19 protein-coding genes are annotated in these 23,160 nt (G+C 71.4%); 8 read left to right on the top strand and 11 right to left on the bottom strand.

Features of this window, described 5'->3' with window-relative positions; all coding sequences use genetic code 11:
* Nucleotides 1–74: 74 nt before the first annotated feature.
* Nucleotides 75–1,037, bottom strand: a complete 963-nt coding sequence (locus tag DEJ33_RS10565) for a carbohydrate ABC transporter permease (RefSeq protein ID WP_111079023.1) — start codon at nt 1,035–1,037, stop codon at nt 75–77.
* Nucleotides 1,034–1,981 (bottom strand): carbohydrate ABC transporter permease, encoded by a 948-nt coding sequence (locus DEJ33_RS10560; RefSeq protein ID WP_111044050.1) that lies wholly within the window; start codon nt 1,979–1,981, stop codon nt 1,034–1,036. The genes DEJ33_RS10565 and DEJ33_RS10560 overlap by 4 nt, the downstream gene beginning before the upstream one ends.
* Nucleotides 1,982–2,179: 198 nt before the next feature.
* Between DEJ33_RS10560 and DEJ33_RS10555 the strand changes: the two genes are divergently transcribed.
* Nucleotides 2,180–3,214, top strand: a complete 1,035-nt coding sequence (locus tag DEJ33_RS10555; RefSeq protein WP_375342149.1) for a LacI family DNA-binding transcriptional regulator — start codon at nt 2,180–2,182, stop codon at nt 3,212–3,214.
* 627 nt (nt 3,215–3,841) lie between these two features.
* Here DEJ33_RS10555 and DEJ33_RS10550 read toward each other — a convergent pair.
* The gene (locus DEJ33_RS10550; RefSeq protein ID WP_111079025.1) at nt 3,842–5,344 is read right to left on the bottom strand and encodes an alpha-N-arabinofuranosidase; all 1,503 of its coding nucleotides are present in this window, start codon (nt 5,342–5,344) and stop codon (nt 3,842–3,844) included.
* Between the two features lie 230 nt (nt 5,345–5,574).
* On the opposite strand from DEJ33_RS10550, the gene DEJ33_RS10545 reads away from it, so the two are divergent.
* The 3 genes from DEJ33_RS10545 (at nt 5,575) to DEJ33_RS10535 (ending at nt 8,890) form a co-directional block, all read left to right on the top strand.
* Complete coding sequence (locus DEJ33_RS10545; RefSeq protein WP_110904338.1) at nt 5,575–6,936, top strand: extracellular solute-binding protein; 1,362 nt, start codon at nt 5,575–5,577, stop codon at nt 6,934–6,936.
* Nucleotides 6,937–7,005: 69 nt separating this feature from the next.
* Nucleotides 7,006–7,971: a carbohydrate ABC transporter permease gene (locus DEJ33_RS10540; RefSeq protein WP_110904337.1), complete on the top strand. Its 966-nt coding sequence runs from the start codon at nt 7,006–7,008 to the stop codon at nt 7,969–7,971.
* 1 nt (nt 7,972) lies between these two features.
* Nucleotides 7,973–8,890, top strand: coding sequence for a carbohydrate ABC transporter permease (locus DEJ33_RS10535; protein WP_111194910.1), 918 nt, complete (start codon nt 7,973–7,975; stop codon nt 8,888–8,890).
* A gap of 115 nt (nt 8,891–9,005) precedes the next feature.
* Here the strand turns inward: DEJ33_RS10535 and DEJ33_RS10530 are convergent, their stop codons facing one another.
* Genes DEJ33_RS10530 through DEJ33_RS10520 form a run of 3 tightly spaced genes read right to left on the bottom strand, consistent with a single transcriptional unit; the run spans nt 9,006 to nt 11,098 of the window.
* Nucleotides 9,006–9,389 carry a VOC family protein gene (locus tag DEJ33_RS10530; RefSeq protein ID WP_111194909.1) on the bottom strand — a complete coding sequence of 128 codons (384 nt, stop codon included), beginning with the start codon at nt 9,387–9,389 and terminating at the stop codon, nt 9,006–9,008.
* A 32-nt stretch (nt 9,390–9,421) separates the two neighbouring features.
* Nucleotides 9,422–10,240, bottom strand: a complete 819-nt coding sequence (locus DEJ33_RS10525; RefSeq protein WP_146242595.1) for a hypothetical protein — start codon at nt 10,238–10,240, stop codon at nt 9,422–9,424.
* A 33-nt stretch (nt 10,241–10,273) separates the two neighbouring features.
* Nucleotides 10,274–11,098 (bottom strand): siderophore-interacting protein, encoded by an 825-nt coding sequence (locus DEJ33_RS10520; RefSeq protein ID WP_111194907.1) that lies wholly within the window; start codon nt 11,096–11,098, stop codon nt 10,274–10,276.
* Nucleotides 11,099–11,126: 28 nt separating this feature from the next.
* Between DEJ33_RS10520 and DEJ33_RS10515 the strand changes: the two genes are divergently transcribed.
* The 4 genes from DEJ33_RS10515 (at nt 11,127) to DEJ33_RS10500 (ending at nt 15,269) form a co-directional block, all read left to right on the top strand.
* On the top strand, nt 11,127–12,206 hold the full coding sequence (locus DEJ33_RS10515) for an iron ABC transporter permease (RefSeq protein WP_258378146.1): 1,080 nt from the start codon (nt 11,127–11,129) through the stop codon (nt 12,204–12,206).
* Nucleotides 12,203–13,336, top strand: a complete 1,134-nt coding sequence (locus tag DEJ33_RS10510) for an iron chelate uptake ABC transporter family permease subunit (RefSeq protein ID WP_111079478.1) — start codon at nt 12,203–12,205, stop codon at nt 13,334–13,336. The genes DEJ33_RS10515 and DEJ33_RS10510 overlap by 4 nt, the downstream gene beginning before the upstream one ends.
* Nucleotides 13,333–14,184: an ABC transporter ATP-binding protein gene (locus tag DEJ33_RS10505; protein WP_111079480.1), complete on the top strand. Its 852-nt coding sequence runs from the start codon at nt 13,333–13,335 to the stop codon at nt 14,182–14,184. Before DEJ33_RS10510 ends, DEJ33_RS10505 begins: the two co-directional genes overlap by 4 nt.
* A gap of 68 nt (nt 14,185–14,252) precedes the next feature.
* On the top strand, nt 14,253–15,269 hold the full coding sequence (locus tag DEJ33_RS10500) for an ABC transporter substrate-binding protein (RefSeq protein WP_111079482.1): 1,017 nt from the start codon (nt 14,253–14,255) through the stop codon (nt 15,267–15,269).
* 74 nt (nt 15,270–15,343) lie between these two features.
* Here DEJ33_RS10500 and bla read toward each other — a convergent pair whose 3' ends face one another.
* The 5 genes from bla to DEJ33_RS10475 all read right to left on the bottom strand — a co-directional run bounded on the left by bla (nt 15,344) and on the right by DEJ33_RS10475 (nt 23,143).
* Nucleotides 15,344–16,237, bottom strand: a complete 894-nt coding sequence (gene bla / locus DEJ33_RS10495; RefSeq protein ID WP_375334718.1) for a class A beta-lactamase — start codon at nt 16,235–16,237, stop codon at nt 15,344–15,346.
* 44 nt (nt 16,238–16,281) lie between these two features.
* Nucleotides 16,282–17,355: a LacI family DNA-binding transcriptional regulator gene (locus tag DEJ33_RS10490; protein ID WP_111079486.1), complete on the bottom strand. Its 1,074-nt coding sequence runs from the start codon at nt 17,353–17,355 to the stop codon at nt 16,282–16,284.
* Nucleotides 17,356–17,477: 122 nt separating this feature from the next.
* Nucleotides 17,478–21,464 (bottom strand): sugar-binding protein, encoded by a 3,987-nt coding sequence (locus DEJ33_RS10485; RefSeq protein ID WP_181436636.1) that lies wholly within the window; start codon nt 21,462–21,464, stop codon nt 17,478–17,480.
* A 163-nt stretch (nt 21,465–21,627) separates the two neighbouring features.
* On the bottom strand, nt 21,628–22,551 hold the full coding sequence (locus tag DEJ33_RS10480) for an NmrA family NAD(P)-binding protein (protein ID WP_111079488.1): 924 nt from the start codon (nt 22,549–22,551) through the stop codon (nt 21,628–21,630).
* Nucleotides 22,552–22,561: 10 nt separating this feature from the next.
* Nucleotides 22,562–23,143: a MarR family winged helix-turn-helix transcriptional regulator gene (locus DEJ33_RS10475; RefSeq protein WP_111079511.1), complete on the bottom strand. Its 582-nt coding sequence runs from the start codon at nt 23,141–23,143 to the stop codon at nt 22,562–22,564.
* Between the last annotated feature and the right edge of the window lie 17 nt (nt 23,144–23,160).

Below are 23,160 nucleotides of genomic sequence, written 5' to 3'. Positions count from 1 at the left end.
GGTGCGGTCCCCGCGGGGCCGCGCCGTGCCTCCCGGCCGGGGTCCGGTGCTGCTGACCGGGCCGGAGGGCGGGATCAGGCCTTGACGGACCCGGCCGCGAGGCCGGACTGCCAGAAGCGCTGGAGGAAGAGGAACGCCACCACGATCGGGATGATCGTGAGGAGCGAGCCGGTGACGACGAGGTTGTAGATCGGCTGCGCACCGGAGCCGGTGGCCTGCGCGTTCCACTGGTTGAGGCCGACGGTGAGCGGGTACCACTTCGGGTCGCTCAGCATGATGAGCGGCAGGAAGTAGTTGTTCCAGGTCGCGACGACCGCGAACAGCAGGACCGTCACGACACCGGGTGCCAGGAGCTTCAGCGCGATGGTGAAGAAGATCCGGAACTCGCCGGCACCGTCCATGCGGGCGGCCTCGATGAGTTCGGTGGGGATCGCCTCGACCGCGTAGGTCCAGATCAGGTACATGCCGAACGGGCTGATCAGCGAGGGCAGGATGATCGCCCACGGGGTGTTCGTCAGGCCCACCTGCGAGAAGAGCAGGAAGGTCGGGACGGCCAGGGCGGTGCCCGGGACGGCGATCGCGCCGAGGACGATGGCGAACACCGCGCGCCGGCCGGGGAACTGGAACTTGGCCATGCCGTAGCCGGCGACCGTCGCGAGCAGGGTCGCTCCCCCGGCACCGACCACCACGTAGAGCAGCGTGTTGCCGAGCCACTGGACGAAGATGCCGTCGTTGTAGGTCAGCGTGTCGACGATGTTCTGCCACAGGTTGAAGTCCCCGCCGAACCACAGGCCGAAGGTGGAGAGCAGTGACGCCTGCGTCTTCGTGCTGTTCACCAGCAGGTAGAACAGCGGCGCGAACGAGTAGACGACGAACACGACCATGACCGCGGTCAGCAGACCGGAGCGCTTCACCTTGCGTCCGTCGACGGGCTGCGCCGCCTTCCGGGAGGCTCGGGTGCGGCGTTCGCGCGGGTCACCCTGCGTCGTGGTCGCCTCGGTGACGGTGAGGGGGGCGGGACCCTGCAGGGTGCTCATCGGTTCTCCTGTCGGGTGCCGCGGACCTGCACGACGTAGGCGATGACGGCGGTGATGACGCCCATGACGATCGCGACGGTGGCGGAGTAGTTGAACTGCTGGCCGCTGAAGGACAGCGAGTAGGCGTACATGTTCGGCGTGAAGGCGCTGCCGATGACGTTCGGGGCGAGGGTCTTCAGCAGGTTCGGCTCGTTGAAGAGCTGGAAGCTGCCGATGATCGAGAAGATCGTGGCGATGACCATCGGGCCGCGGAGGGCCGGGAGCTTGATCGAGAAGACGGTGCGCATCGGGCCGGCGCCGTCGAGCTCGGCGGCCTCGTACAGGTCGGCGGGGACCGTGCGGAGGGCGGCGTAGAAGATCAGCATGTTGTAGCCGAGGAACTCCCACGTGACCACGTTGCCGATGCTCGTGAGGACCCACGACGAACTGAACGGCTGCAGCAGGTCGATGCCGAGGGCGTCGTTCGCCGCTCCGGTCAGGCCGAACTGGTTGCCGTAGATGAAGCCCCAGATCAGGGCTGCGACGACCCCGGGGACGGCGTAGGGCAGGAACACGGCGATGCGGAAGAACCCGGTGCCCCAGAGGCGGGCGCTGTCGAGGGCCAGGGCGGCGACGAGGGCGAGGCCCAGCATGATCGGCACCTGCACGACCAGGAAGATCGCGACCCGTCCGAAGCCGGACCAGAACTTGGCGTCCTGGAAGAGCTGGACGTAGTTGGCGAACCAGACGAACTGGTTGCCGCCGATGAGCTGGTCGCGGAACAGGCTGAGCCAGAGGGCGTAGCCGATCGGGACGATGAGCATCAGGACGAGGACGGCGACGAACGGGCCGACGAAGAGCCAGCCGGTCATCCGCCCCCGGGGCTTCCCACGGCGACGCGGTGCGGGCGTGGTGCCCGTACGTCGCGGCGCGGCCTCGGGGCTCCGCGCGGTGAGCGTGCTCATGTGACTCCTTCGTCGTGTCCTGACTGACGTCGACGGGTCTCCCAGCGCCGGTGGTCGTGCTGCGACCGGCCCTGATGTTGACGTCAACATCGAACGCTGGCGACCATAGCATGGCAACGTCAACATGCACTAGCGTTCGCAGGAGTGGCCGTGCGCAGGCGCCGACCCGAACCGTTCCGAGGAAGGCAGCGCGTGACCATCTCGACGACCACGGACGCTGCGGCTTCCGCCCGCCGCGCCCCGTCGCTCGCCGCCGTGGCCGAGGCTGCCGGTGTCTCGATGCAGACCGTCTCCCGCGTCGCCCGCGGCTTCGACAACGTCAGCCCCGAGACCCGCACCCGCGTCCAGCAGGCGATGGCCGAGCTCGGCTACCGCCCCAACCGTGCCGCTCGGGCCCTGCGCTCCGGACGGTTCCGGACCATCGGCGTGATCATGTTCACCCTTGCGTCCTACGGCAACATGCGCACGCTCGAGGCCATCGCCGACGCCGCCGGGGTCGCCGACTTCACCATCACGCTGCTGCCGATGGCATCGCGGACCGAGGAGGGCGTCCGCTCCGCGTTCTCCCGCCTGCACGAACAGGCCGTCGACGGCGTGGTCATCATCATCGAGTCCCACGTGATCGACACCGCCGAGGTCGAACTGCCCGACGGCGTCCCGATGGTCGTCGTGGACTCCACCGGCACGACCGACCACCCGGCGATCGACACCGACCAGGCCGACGGCGCCCGACTGGCGACCCAGCACCTGCTCGACCTCGGACACGACACGGTCTGGCACGTGGCCGGCCCCGCGTCGTCGTACTCGGCGGCGAGGCGACAGGCCGCGTGGAGTGCCACGCTCACCGCAGCCGGACGGACGGTCCCACCCGTGCTCGAGGGTGACTGGAGCACGTCGTCCGGCTACCGGGCCGGCCTCGAGATCGCCCGTCGCCCCGAGATCACCGCGGTGTTCGCGGCGAACGACCAGACCGCGCTCGGGGTCCTGCGCGCCTGCCACGAGGTTGGCCGCGCCGTCCCGTCCACGCTCAGTGTCGTCGGCTTCGACGACTCCCCCGAGTCGGACTCGTTCTGGCCGCCGCTCACCACCGTGCACCAGTCCTTCGACGAGGTCGGGCGCCGCGCGGTCGCCACCCTCCTGCGCCAGATCGAGGGCGGTGCCGCCACGGCGGCGACCGACCTGGTGCCGGTGCGGCTCGTCGTGCGCGCGAGCACGGCCGCGCCGCCGCGGTAGCGGCGCGGCGCGGGGCGCGGCGGGGCGGGCGCGGCGGCCCGGTAGCGGCGGGGCGGGCCCGGCACGCGCCTCCCGGCCAGCCCCGTTTCGCGCCCAGCGACAGGCCACGCGGCAACGAGCCCGAAAGGTGTCGCCCAGCGCGAAACGCACCCGCCACGCGGACCGCGGCCACCGCCGCCTTGCCGGCACGCGCCTCCCGGCCAGCCCCGTTTCGCGCCCAGCGACAGGCCACGCGGCAACGAGCCCGAAAGGTGTCGCCCAGCGCGAAACGCACCCGCCGCGCGGACCACGGACGGACCGCGCCTCGCGCGGGCCGAGCGGCGTCCGCCCAGCCAAGGCTCGCCGGACAGGAGGAACGGGGCGCGCCCGACACGCGCCTCCCGGCCAGCCGCGTTTCGCGCCCAGCGACAGGCCGCGCGGCAACCAACCCGAAATGTGTCGCCCAGCGCGAAACGCACCCGCCGCGCCGGTCCCCGCCGCGCCGGTCCCCGCCGCGCCGGTCCCGCCGGACACGCAAGACGCGCCGGCCCCGGCCCCGCCGGACACGAGAAGGACGCCGGGCCCCCGAAGGGACCCGGCGTCCTCTGCTCACTCGACGCTCGCCGCTCGCAGCGCGCGCCGAGGCGTCTACCCGATCGAGAGCGCCGTCCAGGAGACCGGCGGCAGCTCGATCGTGATCGTGTCACCCTCGCGGCGGACGGACTCGTTGGTCCGCAGGCCGACGCGGGAGGTGTTCGACAGGTCGTTCACGGCGTGCAGGTCATCGTCCCAGATGCCCTCCGCGTGCACCTCACCGTCGACGTCGAGCCCGGCCAGGTCGATGGTGACCGTCGTGCTCTCGGTCTGGTGGCGGTTGACGAGGAACACCGCTGCGCGGCCGTCCTCGACCGTGGCGGCCGAGTCGACGACCGGGACGGTGCCGTGCTTGCCACCGTCGACGGTGTCACCCGAGGCGACGACGTTGAGCGAGGTGCCGTGGGCCAGGCGCGAGGTGACCGAGAACGGGAAGAACGTGGTCTGGCGCCAGGCCTCGCCACCGGGCTCGGTCATGATCGGGCCGATCACGTTGACGAGCTGTGCGATCGACGCCGACGCGACACGGTCGGCGTGCCGCAGGAGCGAGATGAGCAGCCCACCGAGGACGACGGCGTCGGCGACGGTGTAGACGTCCTCCAGGAGGCGCGGGGCGACCGGCCAGTCCTCGAGCGTGAACGTCTTCGCCATCGCCTCCCACTTCGTGATCGACCACACGTTCCACTCGTCGAACGAGATGTCGATCCGCTTGTCGGAGCCCTTGTGGGCCTGGACGTGGTCCGCGGCGGTCGTCACCGTCTTGATGAAGTGGTCCATGTTGGCGCCGGAGGCGAGGAACGAGGTGAGGTCCTGGTCCTCCTCGTAGTAGGCGTGCGCGGAGATGTAGTCGACGTCCTCGTACGCGTGCTCGAGGACGGTGCGCTCCCACTCGCCGAACGTCGGCATCGACGCTCCGGAGGACCCGCAGGCGACGAGCTCGAGGTCGGGCTGGATCTGCCGCATCGCCTTGGCGGTCATCGCGGCGAGCTTGCCGTAGTCCTCGGCGTTCTTGTGGCCGAGCTGCCACGGGCCGTCCATCTCGTTGCCGAGGCACCACATGGTGATGCCGAAGGGCTCCTCGCGGCCGTTGGCCTTGCGCTCCTCGGAGCGGGCGGTGCCACCCGGGATGTTCGCGTACTCGAGCAGCTCGATCGCCTCGGCGGCCCCGCGGGTGCCGAGGTTCACGGCGAGCATGAGCTCCGAGCCCACCGAGTCGAGCCACTGCTGGAACTCGTGCAGGCCGACCTCGTTCGTCTCGGTCGAGTGCCACGCCAGGTCGAGTCGGCGGGGACGCTGCTCGACCGGTCCGACGCCGTCCTCCCACTTGTAGCCGGAGACGAAGTTGCCGCCGGGGTAGCGGATGGTCGTGACGCCGAGCTCCTTGACGAGTTCGATGACGTCCTTGCGGAAGCCGTGCTCGTCGGCCGACTCGTGCGCGGGTTCGTGGATGCCGTCGTAGACGTGGCGGCCGAGGTGTTCGACGAAGCCCCCGAACAGTCGGCGTCGCACGGGGCCCACCGTGAACGCGGAGTCGAGGACGAGGTGTGTGCGGGGCATGGATCTCCTTCGATCAGGCTGTGCGTCGAGCACGGGTGTTCCGCGTTGTCACGGAAGTGAGCGCTCACCTACGGGAAACGGTATCGGGTGTCGACACGGGACGGAAGGGCTGGCGCGCAGGTCGGCGCGGCGCTAACGTGAGCGCTCACGGGGCACCGACGCCCCGCGATCGGGACGTCCTTCCTCCCCGGATGACGTCCCGCTTCGGCCCGTCCCGATGGAGTGATGCCATGCCGAACCGATCCGTCCCACCCCTCCGCGGGTCAACGTTCACCCGCAGGAGCCTGCTCGCCGCCGGAGCGGCGGCCGCCACGGTCCTCCCCCTCGCCGCGTGCTCGAGCCCGCTCTCGGCCGGTCTCGCCGGCAGTGCCCTCAACCCCGAGACCCTGGTCTTCTGGAACCTCTTCGGCGGTGGCGACGGTGTCCGCATGCAGGCGATGGAGGACGGCTACGCCAAGCAGCACGGCGGCTCGTCCGCCCTGCAGGCGACCACGTTCGCCTGGGGCAACCCGTACTACTCGAAGCTGACACTCGCGACCGTCGGGAACAAGCCGCCGGACGTCGCGATCGCCCACCTGACCCGGGCGAAGCCGCTCTGGGACGGCGACCTGCTGGACCCGATCACGGCAGAGGACCTGGCCGGCGTGGGACTGAAGGCCAGCGACTTCAACCAGAAGGCCTGGGCCGCGCAGAAGACCGACGGCGCCAACATCGCGATCCCGCTCGACACGCACCCGTTCGTGCTGTTCTACAACGTCGACGTCTGCCAGAAGGCGGGGCTGCTCGACAGCAACGGCGAGCTGAAGAGCCTCGACGGCATGGACGCGTTCGAGAGCGCGCTGGCGGCCGTGTCGAAGGTCACCGGCGGCACCGCGCTCAACGTCGCCAACGTCGTCCCCGAGACCGCGACCCCGTGGCGGTTCTTCTGGACGATGTACAACCAGATCGACGGCGCGACGCCGTTCATCAGCGACGGCGGCGGGAAGCTCACCGTCAACGAGGACGCCTACAACGAGGTCACCAGCCGCACGCAGAAGTGGGTGAAGCAGGGCTGGATGAACAAGGCCCTGGACTACGCCACCGCACAGTCGCTGATGTTCGACGGCAAGGCCGGCTTCTTCATGCAGGGCGAGTGGGAGATCAGCACCGCCCAGTCGATCAAGGGGCTGAAGTTCGGCATGGCGCCGATCCCGACGCTCTACGACAAGCCCGCCACCCAGGCCGACTCGCACACGTTCATCCTGCCGAAGAAGGACCGCTCCCCGGCGCAGAAGAAGGCCGCCATGCTGTTCATCAAGCAGATGCTCGAGCAGAGCCTGACCTGGGCCGAGGGCGGGCACGTCCCGGCCTACATGCCCACGTTCGACAGCACCCAGTACAAGGACCTCAAGCCGCAGTCGAACTACGCCGCCGCCGCCGAGACCGCGGTCTTCGACGACGCCGCCTGGTACGGCGGGTCGGGCTCCACCTTCGAGGGCACGGTCGGCGCACAGCTCGCACTCGTCCAGCAGGGCAGCTCGAGTCCCGCGCAGGCACTCAGCGCGATCAAGAGCCAGCTGGCCACCTACCTGAACACCCCGAGCCCGCTGTGACCGGGCACGCGACCACCGGCCACCTGCACACCACGAACGACGTGAACACCGCGCGAAAGGCACGATGACGTGACCACAGCACCAGTTCTCGACCGGCCGACGGACGCGACCCTCGCGCCGCGGCCGCGCCGCTCCTACCGGACCAGCCTCACCCGCGGGCAGGGCCGCAGCGGGTGGCTCTTCCTCGCCCCCTTCGGCCTGTTCTACGTGGCCTTCCTGCTCGGCCCGACGATCTGGATGATCGTCACGAGCTTCTTCAACACCTCGACCGTCCGCACCGGCCTCGGCAGCTTCGCCGGGTTCGCGAACTACGCCGAGATGCTCGGACGCTCCGACTTCTGGTCCTCGCTCTGGCACACGCTGCAGTTCACGCTGTACACGACACCGCCGCTGGTGATCCTGGCGTTCGTCTTCGCGGTGCTGACGAACCGGATGAACAAGGGCCAGTGGTTCTTCCGCCTGGCGTTCTTCCTGCCGTTCATCCTGCCGTCCGCGACGATCTCGCTGATCTGGGTGTTCATCTTCACGCCGGCCACCGGCCTGTTCGCGACGATCCAGTCCGCGATCGGTCTGACCCCGGGTTCCGGCATGCTGTCCAGCCCGAACACGGCGATGATCGGCGTCGCCATCGCCACGGTCTGGTGGACGCTCGGCTTCAACTTCGTGCTGTACCTGGCCGGCCTGCAGGAGATCCCCCGCGAGCTGTACGAGGCCGCCGCCGTCGACGGTGCATCGAACTGGCAGCAGATCAAGTCGATCACCCTGCCGCTGCTGGGTCGCACCACGACGCTCGTCATCCTGCTGCAGATCATCGCGAGCCTGAAGATCTTCGACCAGGTCTACCTGATGACGAACGGCGGTCCGGGCATCTCGACCCAGGTCTCGCTGCAGCTCATCACCGGTGTCGGGTTCACCGACAACCGGCTCGGCGCCGCCTCGGCTGCGTCGGTCCTGCTGTTCATCGTGATCGTCGCCATCGCGGTCATCCGGCAGCTCGTCGAGCGCGCTGCCGCCAAGCGTGAGATCGGAGCCTGACATGACCGCCACCGAGAGCATCATCACCACCGGCCGCGCCAAGCTCCGCACCGGCGTCTCCTCGGCCGCTCCCACGAGCGCCGCGAAGATCGGCGTCAGCGGCCGCGGCTTCACGATCGCGTCGGCCGTCGTCCTGACGGTGTTCGCGATCATCTGGCTCATCCCGAGCCTGTTCGCGCTGAAGACCTCGCTGTCCGACAACGGCGTGGCCGCGCTCGGCGCGAAGTCGATCCTGTCGAACTGGAACCCGACGCTGCACTCCTACGCGTCACTGTTCCAGTCCGGCGACATCTGGAACTGGTACCTGGCCAGCGGCATCACGAGCGTCGTCACCGCGGTGCTCACGGTGATCTTCGCGTCGATGGCGGCCTTCGCGCTGTCCCGGCTCGTGTTCCGCGGTCGGAACATCGCGTTCCTGCTCATCATCCTGGGCATCATGATCCCGACGCAGGTCCTGATCATCCCGATCTTCCAGGAGCTCAACGCGGTCAACCTGCTCAACACCTACTGGTCGGTGATCTTCCCGCAGGTGCCCGCCGTGATCGCGGTGTTCATCTTCAAGCAGTTCTTCGACGGCATCCCGAAGGAGTTGGAAGAAGCGGCCCGCATCGACGGTGCCGGCATCTGGAAGATCTACTGGTCGGTCATCCTGCCGCTGTCGCGTCCGGTGATCGCCGCGGTGACGATCCTGACCTTCGTCGGGGTGTGGAACAACCTGCTGCTGCCGCTGTTCGTGCTGTCGAACCCGGACCTCATGACGATCCCGGTCGGGCTCGCCACGGTCCAGGGCAGCTTCGGTCAGCGCTACGCGGACATCCAGGCGGGTGCGATCCTGGCGGCGCTGCCGCTGATCATCCTGTACCTGATCTTCCAGCGGCAGATCGTCGAGGGTGTCACCGGCTCCGGCCTCAAGGGTTGAGGTCCGGTCCGGACGACGCGTCCGGACCACGTGACGGACGGGAGGCTCCCCACCAGCTGGTGGGGAGCCTCCCGTCCGTCGTGGGTGCGGTCCACGCCTGGCGGAACCGGTTCCGTCAGCCGGCGAGCGGCTCGAGCCGTGACCGCAGGAGGCAGAACTCGTTGCCCTCCGGGTCCTGCAGCACGTGCCACGACTCCTCGCCCGTCTGCCCGACGTCCGCCGGGCGGGCACCGAGCGCGAGCAGCCGTTCCAGCTCGGCGTCCTGGTCGCGGTCGACCGGGTTGACGTCGAGGTGCAGGCGCAGGGGCTGTGTCTTCGCGTGCGGCACGCGGGCCAGGATGATCGTCGGCGTCGCGCCGCCGAAGCCGGAGGCGGGGCCGATCTCGATGCCGTCCTCGTCCTTGCCGAGTTCGACGTAGTCGAGGACGGCACACCAGAAGCGGGACAGGGCCTCGGGGTCGTCGCAGTTGAGGACCAGTTCGCTCAGTCGGCAGCTCATGGCGCGAGGATACGCGCGGGCCCCTCAGGGCGTCAGGGCGTCGGGGTGACTGACCACTTCCCGTTCGTGGCGATCGCGAGGATGCCCGGCAGGTCGGCCTCGAAGGTCTCGGAGAACGCCTCCGTGTTGCCGTAGATCCGGGTGGCGTCCGAGGTCGTGAAGACCCGGAGGCCGAAGCGGTCGTCCGCGTCGGCCGGCGTGTAGTCGACCTGCACGTGTCCGACGTCGTCCGAGAAGAACAGCACGGCGGGACCGGTTCCGGACTGTGGGCCGGACACCGTCGCCAGGTCGTTCCAGCTGCGCAGGGTGAGCGACCACGGGCCGTCGGCCTCGATGATGAGCATCTGCTGCCGCGGATCGGCCTTGAGCACGCCGGTCAGGAAGGACGCCGTGAGCGGTGCCGTGGCAGAGCCGAACGGCGACATCCGCCCCGGAGCGGTGACGGTCGCGGTCCCCGTGCACCGGGAACAGTCCAGGTCGACGACGACGGCGAAGTCCCCGCGGACCCGGAAGGCGATGTCGGACGCTCCGGTGCCGGAGACCGTCGCTGGCGCACCCTCATTGACGTCGCCCGCGTCGAGGGTGACACCGGTGAGTTCGGCGACCGGCGGGGTCGTCGGCGTCGGGGTGGGGGTCGGCGTGGGCGTCGCACGCGGGTTCGTCGTCGGGCGCGCGGAGGCCGCACCGGTCGACTCGGTGTCAGCGCCGCCCGAGTCGCTACCACTGCCACTGCCACTGCCGGGCAGCATCGAGCAGCCGGTCACCAGCAGCACGGCCGCCAGGACCACCCCCACCATGCTCGCTCGCCCGGTGCGCCGCCGGCGCTGGTCAGTCCGCAGTCGTTCCCCCATGCGGCCAGCGTGCCACAGGCGGACGCCGGATGGTCAGGCCATCGCGGGCTGGCGTGCCTCGTGCTTCCAGAACCCCGAGAAGGTGATGCGCGACTTGGGCAACCCCGCGCGGTGCAGGTGGCGGCGGCCCTCGGTGGCGAGCCGGGACTCCCCCACGACGAACGCGTAGCCGAGGTCGTCACAGGGCACGTGCCGCTGCAGTTCGGCGAGCGCCGCACGTCCGGGCACCGCGGAGGCGTCACCGCGGACGAGCCAGGTGACGGTGACCCCGACGGGCGCGTCCAGGTCGCGGATGTCGAGCGCCGAGGGGACCTCCTGTATGATGCGGCCGACGGTGTCTCGCGGCAGGGACCGGGCGATGCCGACGACGGCGGGCAGGCCGGTCTCCTCGGCGGCGATGACGACCTCGCTGGCGTCGTCCGGGCAATCGAAGATGCAGCCCTGGTCGAGGAGCGCGAGTTCGTCGCCCGGGCGGGCGGCGCAGGCCCAGATCGCGGCGCGGCCCTCGAGCTGACCGTCGGCGCCGGTGTGCACCACGAAGTCGATGTCCATCTCGCCGAGTTCGGGCCGGTGCCCGGCGACGGTGTAGTTCGCGCAGTGCGGGCGCGAGGCCTCGGGGATGCGCAGGTACTGCGGCCACCACTTGGCGCCGTCGATCTCGGGCATCACGAAGGTGTCCTGCTCGGGGCGTTGCAGGAACAGGCGGAACCAGTGGTCGAAGCCCAGGAACGGGAAGGCGCGGATCTCGTCGCTCGCGATGGTCACGCGGTGGATCGACGGGGTGTGCCGTTCGGTGCGGACGACACTCGCCCGGAACAGCCGCGGGTTCTCGGGCATCAGCCTCGGGATCTTCGCCATGAGGGAAGGCTAACCTAATATGGCTTCCGTGCCACCCCCTCCCCTCGCTGTCCCGACCGCGCCCGCCGCCCTGCCCGGAGCGGTGATCGGCGCCTCCGGGGTGCACCGACGGACGGCCCGACGTCGTGTGGCGGTGCTGCTCGGGCTGGCCGTACTGGTCCTCGCCGCGGCGGTCGCGAGCATGCTCCTCGGCAGCAACCACATCGGTGCCGACCGGGTGTTCGCCGGCCTGACCCGGACCGGATCGGGAACCGACGAGGCCATCGTCTGGGGTTCCCGTGTCCCGCGCACCCTGATCGGCGCGAGCGTCGGTGCCGCGCTCGGGATCGCGGGCCTGCTCATGCAGGGGCACACCCGGAACCCCCTCGCCGACCCCGGTCTGTTCGGCGTCTCCGCGGGCGCCGGCCTGGCGGTCGTCCTCGGCGTGTTCGTGTTCGGCGTGACGAGCACCAGCGCCTCGGTCTGGTTCGCCCTCGTCGGCGCGGTCGTCGCGAGCGTCGTGGTCTTCTCGGTGACCGTCGCCGGCAGTGGGACCGCCAGCCCGGTGCCGCTCGCCCTGGCGGGGGCCGCCGTGTCCGCCCTGCTCGGCGCGCTGACGTCCTTCATCGTGCTCACCGACCAGGACTCCCTCGACGCCTACCGCCTGTGGGTCGTCGGGTCCCTGTCCGGTCGGCAGCTCGACGTGCTCGCTGCGGCATGGCCGTTCATGGCCGTCGGCCTGGTGCTCGCGATCTGGAACACCCGCGCCCTCGACGCACTCGGCCTCGGGTCGGAGCTGGCGAAGGGCCTCGGCGAGGACCTGCTCACCGCGCGGCTCGTCGGCCTCGGCGGCATCACCCTGCTGGCCGCCGGCGCCACCGCCGCGGCCGGTCCGATCGCATTCGTCGGGCTGACCGTGCCGCACGTCGCCCGAGCCGTGGTCGGGACCGGTCACCGGTGGACCCTGCCGGCGTCGGCGCTGCTCGGGGCCGTGCTCGTCCTGGCCGCGGACGTCGTCGGGCGGCTGATCGGCGGGTTCGCCGAGGTCGAGGTCGGCATCGTCCTGGCCGTCATCGGCGGTCCGGTGTTCGTCGCCGTCGCCCGCCGACGATCGCTGGTCTCACTGTGAGCGCCACCACGCGGGTCGACACCGGCACGCCCACGAACCCGTCGGCGCCGACGCCAGGTCCCGCGCCGACCGCCACCGCCCCCCGTCGCGGCATCCGGATCGGCCCGGTCGGCCTCGCCTGGCGCCCCCGCGTCCTCACCACCTCCGTCATCGCGGTCGTCGCCGCACTGCTGCTCGTCGTCCTCGGTGTCGCGATCGGCTCGACGTTCATCACCCCGGGCACCGTCGTCCGCGCCCTGCTCGGCCTGGAGTCCGGGCCGGACCAGTTCATCGTGACGACCCTGCGCCTCCCCCGCGTCCTGACCGGTGCACTCGTCGGCCTGACGCTCGCGGTCGCCGGAGCCCTGACGCAGACCTTCACCCGCAACCCGCTCGGGACGCCGGACATCATCGGCGTGACCTCCGGCGCGAGCGTCGGCGCGGTGGCGGCGGTCGTCCTCGGCGGCGGCAGTTCCTCGGTCAGCGCGCTGGTCCTCGGTGGCGGCATCCCGGTCGCCGCGACGATCGGTGCCCTGGTCGCGGCGACGATCGTCTACGGTCTCGGCTGGCGCGGCGGCGTGCAGAGCCACCGGCTGATCCTGGTCGGCATCGGGGTCAGTGCGACGCTCGACGCCGTGACGAGCTACCTGCTCGTCCGCGCGAAGATCACCCAGGCCACGGCCGCGTCACAGTGGTTGGTCGGCAGTCTGTCGAGCACCTCGTGGACGACGGTGTGGCCGCTGCTGGTGATCGCCGCGGTCGGGGTGCCGATCGCCCTGGCGACCTCGGCCGCACTCGGCATCGGGCAGCTCGGCGACGAGGTCGCCACCGGCGTCGGCCTGGGCGTCCAGCGCCACCGGTTGCTCGTGATCGGGCTGGCAGTCGTGCTCACCGCCGCTGCGGTCGCGGCCGCCGGTCCGGTCGGCTTCGTCGCCTTCGTGGTCCCGCAGATCGCGCTGCGGGTCGCGGGGACGAACCGGCCGCCGCTGCTGCTGTCGGCAGCGCTCGGCGCGGTCCTGGTCCTCGGCGCGGACCTGCTCGCCCGCTCGGCCTTCCCCTGGCAGGTACCGGTGGGCATCGTCACGACCGTGATCGGCGCCCCGTACCTGATCTGGCTCCTCATCCGTCACCGCAAGGAGATGTCCCGATGACCACGACGACCCCCTCGGTCGCGCCCGCGACGCCGGCCGCCGCTCGCGAGCACGCCGCCCCCGTCCTGGAGGCCCGTGGCCTGTCCGTGGGCTACGACCGGACCGCGGTCATCCGGGACCTCGACCTGACGATCGAGCGCGGCACCGTGACCACGTTCCTCGGTGCGAACGGGTGCGGCAAGTCGACACTCCTCAAGGCGCTCGGCCGCGTGCTCAAGCCGCAGGCCGGCGAGGTGCTCCTGGACGGCTCGCCGATCCGGAAGGAACCGAACCGGGCCGTCGCGCGGAAGCTCGCGATCCTGCCGCAGTCGCCCCTCGCTCCGGCCGGCACGAGCGTGCTCGACCTGGTGATGCGCGGCCGGAACCCGCACCAGTCCTGGGCCCGCCCGTGGACGGTGGAGGACGCTGCCGTGGCCGAGGACGCCATCGCGGCCACCGGCCTGACCGAGGTCGCCCACCGCGACGTCGCGAGTCTGTCCGGCGGACAGCGCCAGCGGGCCTGGATCGCCCTGGTGCTGGCGCAGCGGGCGGACACGCTCCTGCTCGACGAACCGACGACCTACCTGGACCTCGCGCACCAGCTCGACGTCCTCCGGCTCGTCCGACGGATCAACCGGGAGCAGGGCTCCACGGTCGTGATGGTCCTGCACGACCTGACGTTGGCCGCGCGCTACTCCGACCGGCTCGTCGTCCTCCACGACGGCGGTGTCGTGGCCGACGGCACACCCGCCGAGGTCCTCACCCCGGCCGTCCTCGAGCGGGCGTTCGGCCTCCTCGCCCGCGTGGTCCCGGACCCGGTGACGGGGGCGCCCATGGTGGTCCCGGAGGCCGACGAACACGACGCGTGACGCGCCTCCCGGCCGGGAACCGTGCCGGAACTGGTACATCCACTCAGGTTAGGTTAGGCTCACCTAATGTGAACACTCTCCGCCGCGGCACGGTCCGTGCCGCCCTCCTGACCGCCGTCACCGCGACGGCCCTCATCCTCACCGGCTGCTCGAGCACCGGTGGATCCGACGACGCCGGCGACGCCACGAGCGCGTCCTCCCGCGCCTGGTCGTACGAGGACGCCACCGGAGCGACCGTCAAGGTCGACCACACCCCGAAGCGCGTCGTGGTCCTCAACGACATCGTGATCTCGTTCATCGAGTACGGACTGCGCCCGGTCGGCACCTTCGGCCAGCTGACCATGGCGAAGGACCAGCGCTTCGAGGGCCTGGCCACGAAGGGCATCACCCAGCTCGGCACCGGCTACGGCGACATCGACCTCGAGAAGCTCGCGGCCCTGAAGCCCGACCTCGTCGTCACCTCGGTCTACCCGACGGACACCAAGGGCACGCTCGACACCACGCAGCCGGCCTACGGCTTCAAGGACAAGGAGCAGGAGGAGCAGGTCGCGTCCATCGCACCGATCGCCCAGGTCAAGTGGGGCGGCGAGGGCGAGGACGTCATCGAGCACATCGCCGACCTGGCCGAGTCGCTCGGGGCGGAGGAAGACACGGTCGAGGCCGCCGAGCAGGACTTCGACACCGCCAAGGGCGCCCTGCAGAAGGCAGTGCAGGAGAACGACCTCTCCATCGTCTCGATGTACGCGGACGGCGACGGCGCCTACGTCACCCGCCCGTCCGACGAGCCGACGCTGCAGATGTACACCGACTTCGGCGTCGACTTCGTCGTCCCGAAGCCGAAGGGCTGGTACTGGGGCATCTACAGCTGGGAGAACGCGGGCCAGATCTCGGGCGACATGATCCTGCTGTCGCAGCAGGGCTACCAGGTCGCCGACCTCGAGAAGCAGCCGACGTTCGCGGACAACGCGGCCCTCGAGGCCGGCCAGGTCCACAGCTGGACGTTCCCCGCCCTCGACTACGCCTCGCAGGCCGACTACATGACGAAGCTCGCGGGCTGGATCGACGACAGCAAGCCGGTCTCCTGACGCAACCGGACGTCGGACGGGAGGCTCCCCACCAGCTGGTGGGGAGCCTCCCGTCCGTCGTCCGCGCGTCGGCGTCAGCCGTGCAGCGCCGCGACGGCCGTCCGGGTGGCCGCGGCGACGAGTGCGTCGTCCGGCTCGGCGTCCGCCGTCGACCGGCTGGTCATCACGACGAGGACGATCGGGGCCCCGCCGGGTGGTGTGACGATCCCGACGTCGTTCCGCACCCCGTGGGAGCCGGTGCCGGTCTTGTCCGCGACGGTCCAACCCGTCGGCACCCCGGCGCGGATCGTCGCGTCGCCGGTGGTGGTGCCGACCATCGTGTCGACGAGCAGCTCCCGGTCGTCCGGCTGCAGGGCGTCGCGGAGCAGGACCGTCCGCAGGTCCGCGGCGAACTGGGCCGGCGTGGTCGTGTCACGGTCGTCGCCCGGGGTGGCCTCGTTGAGCTCCGGCTCGATCCGGACGACCTGTGTCACCTGGTCACCGATCCCGCGGAGCCACTGCTGCACGACCGACGGGCCGCCGACCCGCGCGACGAGCAGGTTCGCCGCCGCGTTGTCACTGGAGCGGAGCATCGCGTGGAGGAGCGCGCGGACGGTCATGCCCGAGCCGACGTGCTGCGAGGTCACCGGGGCGTACGACAGCAGGTCGCGCTGCTCGATCGGCACGACGGCGTCGAGGTCGGCGGGCGACGCGTCTTCGAGCACGGTCGCGGCGATGAACACCTTCGCCGCCGACGCGAACGCGAAGCGCTCCCCGGCCCGGTGCGTGACCGTGGCCCCGCTGCCGGTGTCGATCGCGACGACACCGAGGCGGGCGTCGTGCGCGCCCTCCAGCCCGTCGAACGCCCGCCTGGTCGCGGCACTCGTGGTGGCTGCCGGCGCCGGCGAGGCACTCGCGCTCGGCGTCCGGTCCGCGACACCCGACGGCACCGTGGCCGTCGGCTGGCACCCGGCGACGCCGAACGGCAGACCGAGCGCGAGCCCCGTGACGACGGCGATCGCGACGGCACGCCTCACGGTCGCTCCGGCCGGGTGGTGGTCCGCAGGGCCAGCGACCAGGGAGCAGTGGGTGCCTCGGTCACCTGTCCGAGCGCGAGCAGGGCGCACTGGGTGCCCTGCTCCTCGAGCGCCTGGTGCACGCTCGTCAGCCCGTGCTGCGCAGCCTCCGGGGAGTCGTCCCAGCCGCTCACCGCGACGTCCCCCGGTGTGCTCCGGTCGGTCTCGGTGAGGACGTCGAGCACCGCGAGGGCGAGTTGGTCGCTCATCGCGACGACGGCGTCCGGCGCGGACTCCTGGGCGTCGGCACCGCCGAGCAGTTCCTCGATCACGGGTCGGGCGTCCTGGCGGTGGTTCCGTCCGACGACCGCGACGGGGACGTCGGCCCAGCGGTGTCCCGCGGCCTCGACCGCGTCCCGGTAGCCCCGGAGCCGCTGACGGGCCCCGGGGAACCGGACGTCGTCGAGGGCGGGACCGTGGACCACCGTGGCCTCCTGCTCGTCCTCGAGGGCGAAGCTGACGACGGCCGGACGTGCGGCGCCGGCGAAGGTGGCGGTGGCGACCGCTGCCGCCGCGGACCGGTCGTCGATCGTGACGACGTGCACCCGACCCGCGACCTGGTCGGCATCGGGCCGCGCTCGGAGCGAGTCCGGCTCGGCGCCCTGGATCGCGACCCGCCGCCCGGAGGCGACGACGGCGTCGAGCAGGGGTCCGTCCGACACGCCGGTCCAGAGGACGAAGGCGTCGGCGGCGGACTCACGGATCCGATCGGCGTCCCGGGCGTCACCGTTCACCGGCACCAGGGTCAGGCTCTGCTGGAACTCGACGCACACCGACGCGACGCCGGCCAGGAACCGGCTCGACTCCGGGTCGTCGAAGGCGTAGGTCAGCCCCTCACCGACGACGACGGCGATGCTGTTGCTCCGACCCTGGCGCAGGGAGCGGGCGGCCGGGTTCGGTCCGGCGTACCCGAGGGCCGCCGCGGAGGTCTCGACGCGGGCCCGGGTGCCCGGGGAGACCCGGTGCGGGGCGCTGTAGGCGTAGGAGACCGTCATCACGGACACGCCCGCAGCACGTGCCACGTCGGCCATCGTCACCCTCGTCCGGTCCGGCACCGTCCCACGATAGTGCGGGCCGCCTGCCGGTCCCCGGTGGGCTGGACCGCGTGCCGGAGCGGCACCGGCCGCCGGACCGTCGGTCCGGCGGCCGGTCGTCACTCGTCCCCGCTGCCCGGGGTGGCGCCCTCACTGCTCATCCGGCGCCGTCGGACCACGGTCGCCGTCAGACCGGCGGCCAGCAGGACGGCTGCGAGCACCGACAGGGGCACCAGGAGGTCGCTCCCCGTGAAGGCCAGTGATCCGGGCCTCCCGTCGGGGACCGTGCCGCCACCCGTGCCGGCACCCAGGCCGGTCCCGTTGCCCGCGCCCGGGTCGGTACCGCCGCCGGCGCCGCCGCCGGCGCCACCACCGGCACCGGCGCCGTCCGCCGCTCGGGTGATCGTGACCGACCGAGAGGTCGCGGTGCCGTCCTCGGAGCCGGCACGCGACGCGGTGACCCGGACCGCGATCCGGTGTCCGGCGTCGGCCGCGGCGACCAGGTAGGTCGCCGACGACGCCGCCCGCGCCCGCGCCGCGGCGACCGGCTCGCCGTCACGGAGCCACTGGTACCGGAACGTCAGCCCGTCGGTCGACCACGTACCGGGGTGCGCGGTGAGGGTGCTGCCCACGGTCGGCTGACCGGAGACGGTCGGCAGCTCGGTCGCCGTGGGGGCCGGTGTCACGGTGGCTTCTCCGAGACCGATCGTGACGGACTCCGTGCCCTTCGGCAGCGTGACCGTGCCGGCTGCCCGGTCGACGGTCGCGCCCGGGGCGTCGACGCTGGCGATGTTCCCCTCGAGGGCGAGGAGTTGCACGCTGATGCTCGGGACACGGTCCAGGTCGCCCGAGAACGTCAGGTGCACGGAGTCGTCGTCGGCGGTCATGGCGTACCCGACACGACCGCCGTCCTGCACCGGGAAGCGGTCGAGCGCGACCTGCTTGCCCGTGGAGACCCAGTCGGCCGGGACTCCGCGGCCGACGATGAGCGAGCCGTCGGACTTCAGCGAGAGGAGCGAGTCGAACAGGACCTTCGTGCCCATCGCCTGGCCCCACATGTGCTGGTCGGACCCGCCGCCGCCGGACGCGTGGTCGATGTCCCACGGGGAGTCGGCCTTCGGTTGGTCCACGCCCTCCCACCAGCCGAACGGGCCGCTCTGGGAGTGCTCGATCATGAACTGGTAGGCCTTGATCCCGATGTCGCGGTGGTCCTCGCCGCGCAGTGCCGCCCCGCCGTACCCGGCGTTGTACGCGCTGGAGTAGTAGCCGTGCGGGTACCCGCCGAAGTTCGCCGGGGAGTCCGACACGTCCTTCCGTCGGTCGATGCCGTAGGCGTAGGTCTCGTCGATGCTGTCGAGCATCGTGCCGGACTGCGGCATGTCGTAGAGGTAGCTGTCCCACGCCCAACCGCCGAACAGGAACATCGACGCCCAGTTGGCGTCCCGCGGGTCGCTCCGGGGGCCGGTCTCGTTCAGCTCGTCCATCGCCATCGGCATGTAGTCGATGCCGAACTCGCTGCGGGTCGCGTCGAGTCGTGCGTTCGCCGCCGCCATCAGGCTGTCGTACTCGGACTGCGCCCAGCTCGCCTCGGCGTCGTCGCCCAGCCGCTCCGCGAGGTAGCGGTAGGTCGACAGGCCGTAGAGCGCCGACCAGTTGTCGACCGTCCAGTGCCCGTCGGAGTCGATGGCGTTGGTGATCTTGATGATCCCGGTGCCGTCGTCCTCACGGTCGCTGGCGATCGTGTGGGTGTTCTCCCGGATCGTGGCGAAGTGGTCGCGGACGAAGGTGTCGTCCCCGGTCCGCTCGAGGTACATCGCGTACGGCGCGCTGTACTTCCACTTGGCGTCCTGGTACTGCAGCTCGGCGGGCAGCGTCGCGAGGTAGTCCTTCGCGTACGCGAAGTCACCCATGTTGAGCAGGTTCGAGACGATGCCGATCGTGTCGTGGTCGAACATCTCGTCGTACCCGTTCTCGCCCACGTGCAGCTGCTTCTGCCCGTCGACGTCGTCCCGGATGATCAGCGTGTAGATGTAGCCGGCCTTGTAGGCGTCGATGAGGCTCCGGTCCGGCAGCGCCGTGATGTCGGCGACGGTGGCGAGCCGGTCGTTCCAGTAGGTCCGCATGTGGGCGTAGTGGTCGTCGTAGCTGCCGAGCCCGGCGATCTGCTCGTCGGAGGGCCAGGCGTACGTGCCGCCGAACCGGTCTGCTCCGACGGCGTAGTCGCGGACGACGGTGGCGCCCGGGTCGACGGTCGTGGCACGGCTGGTGCCGTCGAGCGGCACCAGCGCGGACGAGACCCGGGGCAGCGTGGCGGCGGTGTCCGTCGTGTTCGTCACGGTCATCCGCGAGTACGCGACCTCGTACCGGTTGCCGCCCACGGTGACCTCGTCCGCGAAGCTCTGCACCGAGATGTCGAGCCCGGCCTTGGCGTAGCGGCTGACGAATGCCGGCAGGTAGCCCTCCGCGTTCTCCCAGCTGATCTTGCCCGGGATGTCCGGCACGCCGAAGGTGATCATCGTGTCGCCGTGGTCACGGAGGCGGTAGCTGCCGTCGATGAACGCGATCGGGGCGTCCACGTCCCCCTCCCACCCGAACGAGCTCGTGAGCCCGGGGTGGCTCTGCCAGGTGTACCGGGCACCACTCGCACTCGCGGTGACGGCGGCCAACGCCGCTCGGAGCAGGTGCGTCGCACTCTGGACGTCGGCGTCGCTCGAGCCGGCGTCGTCGAGCAGCGCCGAGGCCGTCGCGGTCTCCGCCTCGAGCTGCGCGACGCTCGGCTCGTCGGCGGTGGCCAGGTCGACCGCGCGCGCCTGCTGCACCAGTCCGGTCAGTTCCGCCCGGTGGTCCTGCGGCGCGAGGGCGACCCCGGCCAGGGTGACGTTCCCGTTCCCGCCGGACTCCGTCGTCGCGGTGAGCTGCGCGCTGACGCGTGCCGCGGCCCCCGCCGGGATCGTCAGCGTGTACAGGTGGCTCACCGCGGAGCCGCCCGCCGTCAGTCCGGTGTCGGTGAGGACGGGCTCGGCCGTGTCGTCGAGGGTGACGCTCAGCCTGGCGCTGGCCTGCCAGACTCCGGCGACGAACTGCAGGGTCCGCGGTGCCCGGTCAGCCCGCACCGTGAGGTCCCAGCCGGACGGCTTCGTGGCGTCGTCGCCCGGAGCGAGGAAGACGCCACCGGTCCGGGTACCGTCCTGCGTCGCCGTCGGGACGCCGTTCGTCCAGCTGTACGTCGTCGGGTTGTCGCCCTGCTGCTTGATCGTGCCCGCCGGGTCACGGTCCACCACGCCCAGGGAGCCGTCGCCGTCCCGAGACCGGTCCACGGTGGCTCCGTCGAGGTGCAGCCAGTCGCTGGTGCCGGCAGCCGTGAGGTCGAGCCGTTGCGGTGTCGGTCCGGCGGTCAGCTGCGGCCCGTCGTCCAGTGAACGCAGGGCCGCGCCCATGAACGAGACGTTGCCGTCCCGCCCGGCGATCGCCCGCAGGGTCGCGGTGACGACCGCGCCCTCCCCCGGCCGCATGGTCACGGTGGTGCGCTGGACCGCGGCGGACCCGCCGGCCGACAGCCGGCTGGTCTGGACGGTGGCGCCGTCGGTGGTCGCGACGGTCAGGTCGGCGCTGGCCTGCCAGATCCCGCCGACCAGGGTCAGCTGGCGGGTACCCTGCCCGCTCGGCACGGTGAGGCGGAAGCCCGCGTCGTGCTCCGTGGCGTCGCCGACGGTGGTCAGGTCGTAGCGGTACACGGCTCCGGTGGTCACCCCCGTCGCGGTCTCCTGCCGCGCTCCGTCGGACCACGCGAAGGCGACCGGGCTGTCGGAGAGCGCGACGGTCGGTGTCTCTGGGCGGAGGCTCGTCAGCGTCATCGCGTCGGTGCGGTCCCGCTTCGTCTCGGTCGCACCCCCGTCGGCGTGCACCCAGTCGAGCCCACCCTGCGCGGTCAGGTCCGTCGTGCCGGCGGCTCCGGCTCCGGCGGGAAGTCGTTCCGCACCGACGACGAGGGGCTGTGGCGGCTGCGCCGCCGCCGTCGCGGTGAGGGCGGGCGACGCGATCGCCGCCACCACCGCTGCCGCCGTCGTGATGGCCGCGAACGCGCGTCCACGTCTGGTCGTTCTCATCGTCATCTGCTCCAACACCGTCGTCGGGGACTGGCGAGGCGGACGTCGTCGTCCGCCCTCCCGGCCCCTCGACGGAGGCCGGCACCGTCACGCTAAGCGGGTCGGAGGCCGGAAGGCAAGCGATTTGTGTATCGATACGAAACGCGCGACCTCTCGGCCGTGGTCACCGCCCCGTCGTCGCCGACCCCTGCTCCGTGAGGTGCGTCCGGAGGACGTCACGCACGCTCGTCCACTCGTGCGTGCCGTACCGCCCGTTGTCGACGTGCCGCAGCTGCGCCTGACCGCTGAACATGCTCACGAAGTACTGCATCCCCTGCCACGCCGGGAACGTCTCGTCGGGGTCCTTCGCGAGTCGCTTCCCGACCGCGCTCATGGCGGACAGCGTGCCGGTCGTCCCCGCCCACTGCAGTCGGAAGCGGGCGCCGGTCAGCTCGCTCACCGTCCGTGCGACGTCACGGGCCGTCAGCTGGTCGCCCGCCATCTCGATCACCCGGGGAGCGTCGTCGTCCAGGGCGGCGAGGGCGGTGACCCGGGCGACGTCGTCCTTCGTGGTGAAGTCCAGGACCTGGTCGGCGGATGACCAGAACAGGACCAGGCGGCGACCGAACAGGATCATCGGCGCCTCTCCGGTGAGCAGGTCGGTGAACATCCCGGTGAGGATCGACGTCGCCTGCACCGGTGCGACGTCGACGTCCGCGGCGAACTCGCGACGGAGTTCGAAGTTCCGGTTCGTCCCCGGCGCGATCCGTCGGTAGTCCGCCGAGTAGTCGGACGGGATGAACCGTGGCACCCCGGCGGCGACGGTCGCCGCGAGGAGTGCGCGCTGCGCGTCGACGATGACCGGCCGGGTGCCGCTGACGGTCGACACCACGACGTCGGAACCGTCCACCGCGTGGGTCAGGGCGTCGTGGTCGTCGTAGCCGGCGACGACGACGTCGACCTGCGGGTGGTCGCCGAAGCGGGCGGCGGCGGACGCGCTGCCGGGACGGGTCAGGACGCGGACCCGGACGTCGTGGCCGAGGAGGTCGCGGACGACGCGGTGGCCGAGGTCACCGGTTGCGCCGGCGACGAGGACGGTGCTGGTCATGGGAGGGGCCTCACTGTGGGGTGGTCGACGGGATCGACGACGGGGGGTTCCGGCGCGAGCGCTCCGGGGCGGCCAGCGGGTGCTGGAACGCGGGGTCGGCTCCGGGCGCGGTCGCGCCCGCAGCGAGTGCGACACGGGCGAGCAGGTGCCGGACGGACGTCTGCTCGTCCTCGCTCAGGTGGCCCATCAGGACACCCTCGGCGTCACGGAGGGACAGGCGGGCCCGGGCGAGCAGTTCCCGGCCCGCAGCGGTCGGGAGCACCTGACGGACTCGCCGGTCGGTCGGCGCGGGGCGACGCTCGACGTACCCACCGGCCTCGAGCGCGTCGACGACGTAGGTCATCTGGGTCTTGTCGACCCCGAGTCGCCGGGCGAGGGCGAGTTGCGAGGACGTCTCCTCGGTCGTGATCGCGACGAGCACCTGGTACCCACGCGGTCCGCCGGGGACGTCGGCGACGGCGTCGGTCCCCAGGCGGGTGAACTCCTGCAGCACCAGCGGCAGGGCCCATCCGAGTTCGGTCTCGATGCCGCCGGCCGCCCAGTCCATCTCCGGGAGGCCCGTCGTCGGTTCGGCACGTCCGGAACGGTTCATGTCCACGACGATACACG

This window comes from Curtobacterium sp. MCPF17_047, from assembly GCF_003234045.1.
Taxonomy (GTDB): Bacteria; Actinomycetota; Actinomycetes; order Actinomycetales; family Microbacteriaceae; genus Curtobacterium.
The sequence above is the reverse complement of the archived record's forward strand: the minus strand, read 5'-3'. Positions and strand labels throughout refer to the sequence as shown.

Coding starts and splice junctions, on each gene's coding strand:
- DEJ33_RS10560 (WP_111044050.1), bottom strand. CDS start 1,981: ATGAGCACGCTCACCGCGCGGAGCCCCGAGGCCGCGCCGCGACGTACG.
- DEJ33_RS10550 (WP_111079025.1), bottom strand. CDS start 5,344: ATGCCCCGCACACACCTCGTCCTCGACTCCGCGTTCACGGTGGGCCCC.
- DEJ33_RS10545 (WP_110904338.1), top strand. CDS start 5,575: ATGCCGAACCGATCCGTCCCACCCCTCCGCGGGTCAACGTTCACCCGC.
- DEJ33_RS10475 (WP_111079511.1), bottom strand. CDS start 23,143: ATGAACCGTTCCGGACGTGCCGAACCGACGACGGGCCTCCCGGAGATG.
- DEJ33_RS10485 (WP_181436636.1), bottom strand. CDS start 21,464: ATGAGAACGACCAGACGTGGACGCGCGTTCGCGGCCATCACGACGGCG.
- DEJ33_RS10525 (WP_146242595.1), bottom strand. CDS start 10,240: ATGGGGGAACGACTGCGGACTGACCAGCGCCGGCGGCGCACCGGGCGA.
- DEJ33_RS10535 (WP_111194910.1), top strand. CDS start 7,973: ATGACCGCCACCGAGAGCATCATCACCACCGGCCGCGCCAAGCTCCGC.
- DEJ33_RS10530 (WP_111194909.1), bottom strand. CDS start 9,389: ATGAGCTGCCGACTGAGCGAACTGGTCCTCAACTGCGACGACCCCGAG.
- DEJ33_RS10480 (WP_111079488.1), bottom strand. CDS start 22,551: ATGACCAGCACCGTCCTCGTCGCCGGCGCAACCGGTGACCTCGGCCAC.
- DEJ33_RS10565 (WP_111079023.1), bottom strand. CDS start 1,037: ATGAGCACCCTGCAGGGTCCCGCCCCCCTCACCGTCACCGAGGCGACC.
- DEJ33_RS10490 (WP_111079486.1), bottom strand. CDS start 17,355: ATGGCCGACGTGGCACGTGCTGCGGGCGTGTCCGTGATGACGGTCTCC.
- DEJ33_RS10520 (WP_111194907.1), bottom strand. CDS start 11,098: ATGGCGAAGATCCCGAGGCTGATGCCCGAGAACCCGCGGCTGTTCCGG.
- DEJ33_RS10505 (WP_111079480.1), top strand. CDS start 13,333: ATGACCACGACGACCCCCTCGGTCGCGCCCGCGACGCCGGCCGCCGCT.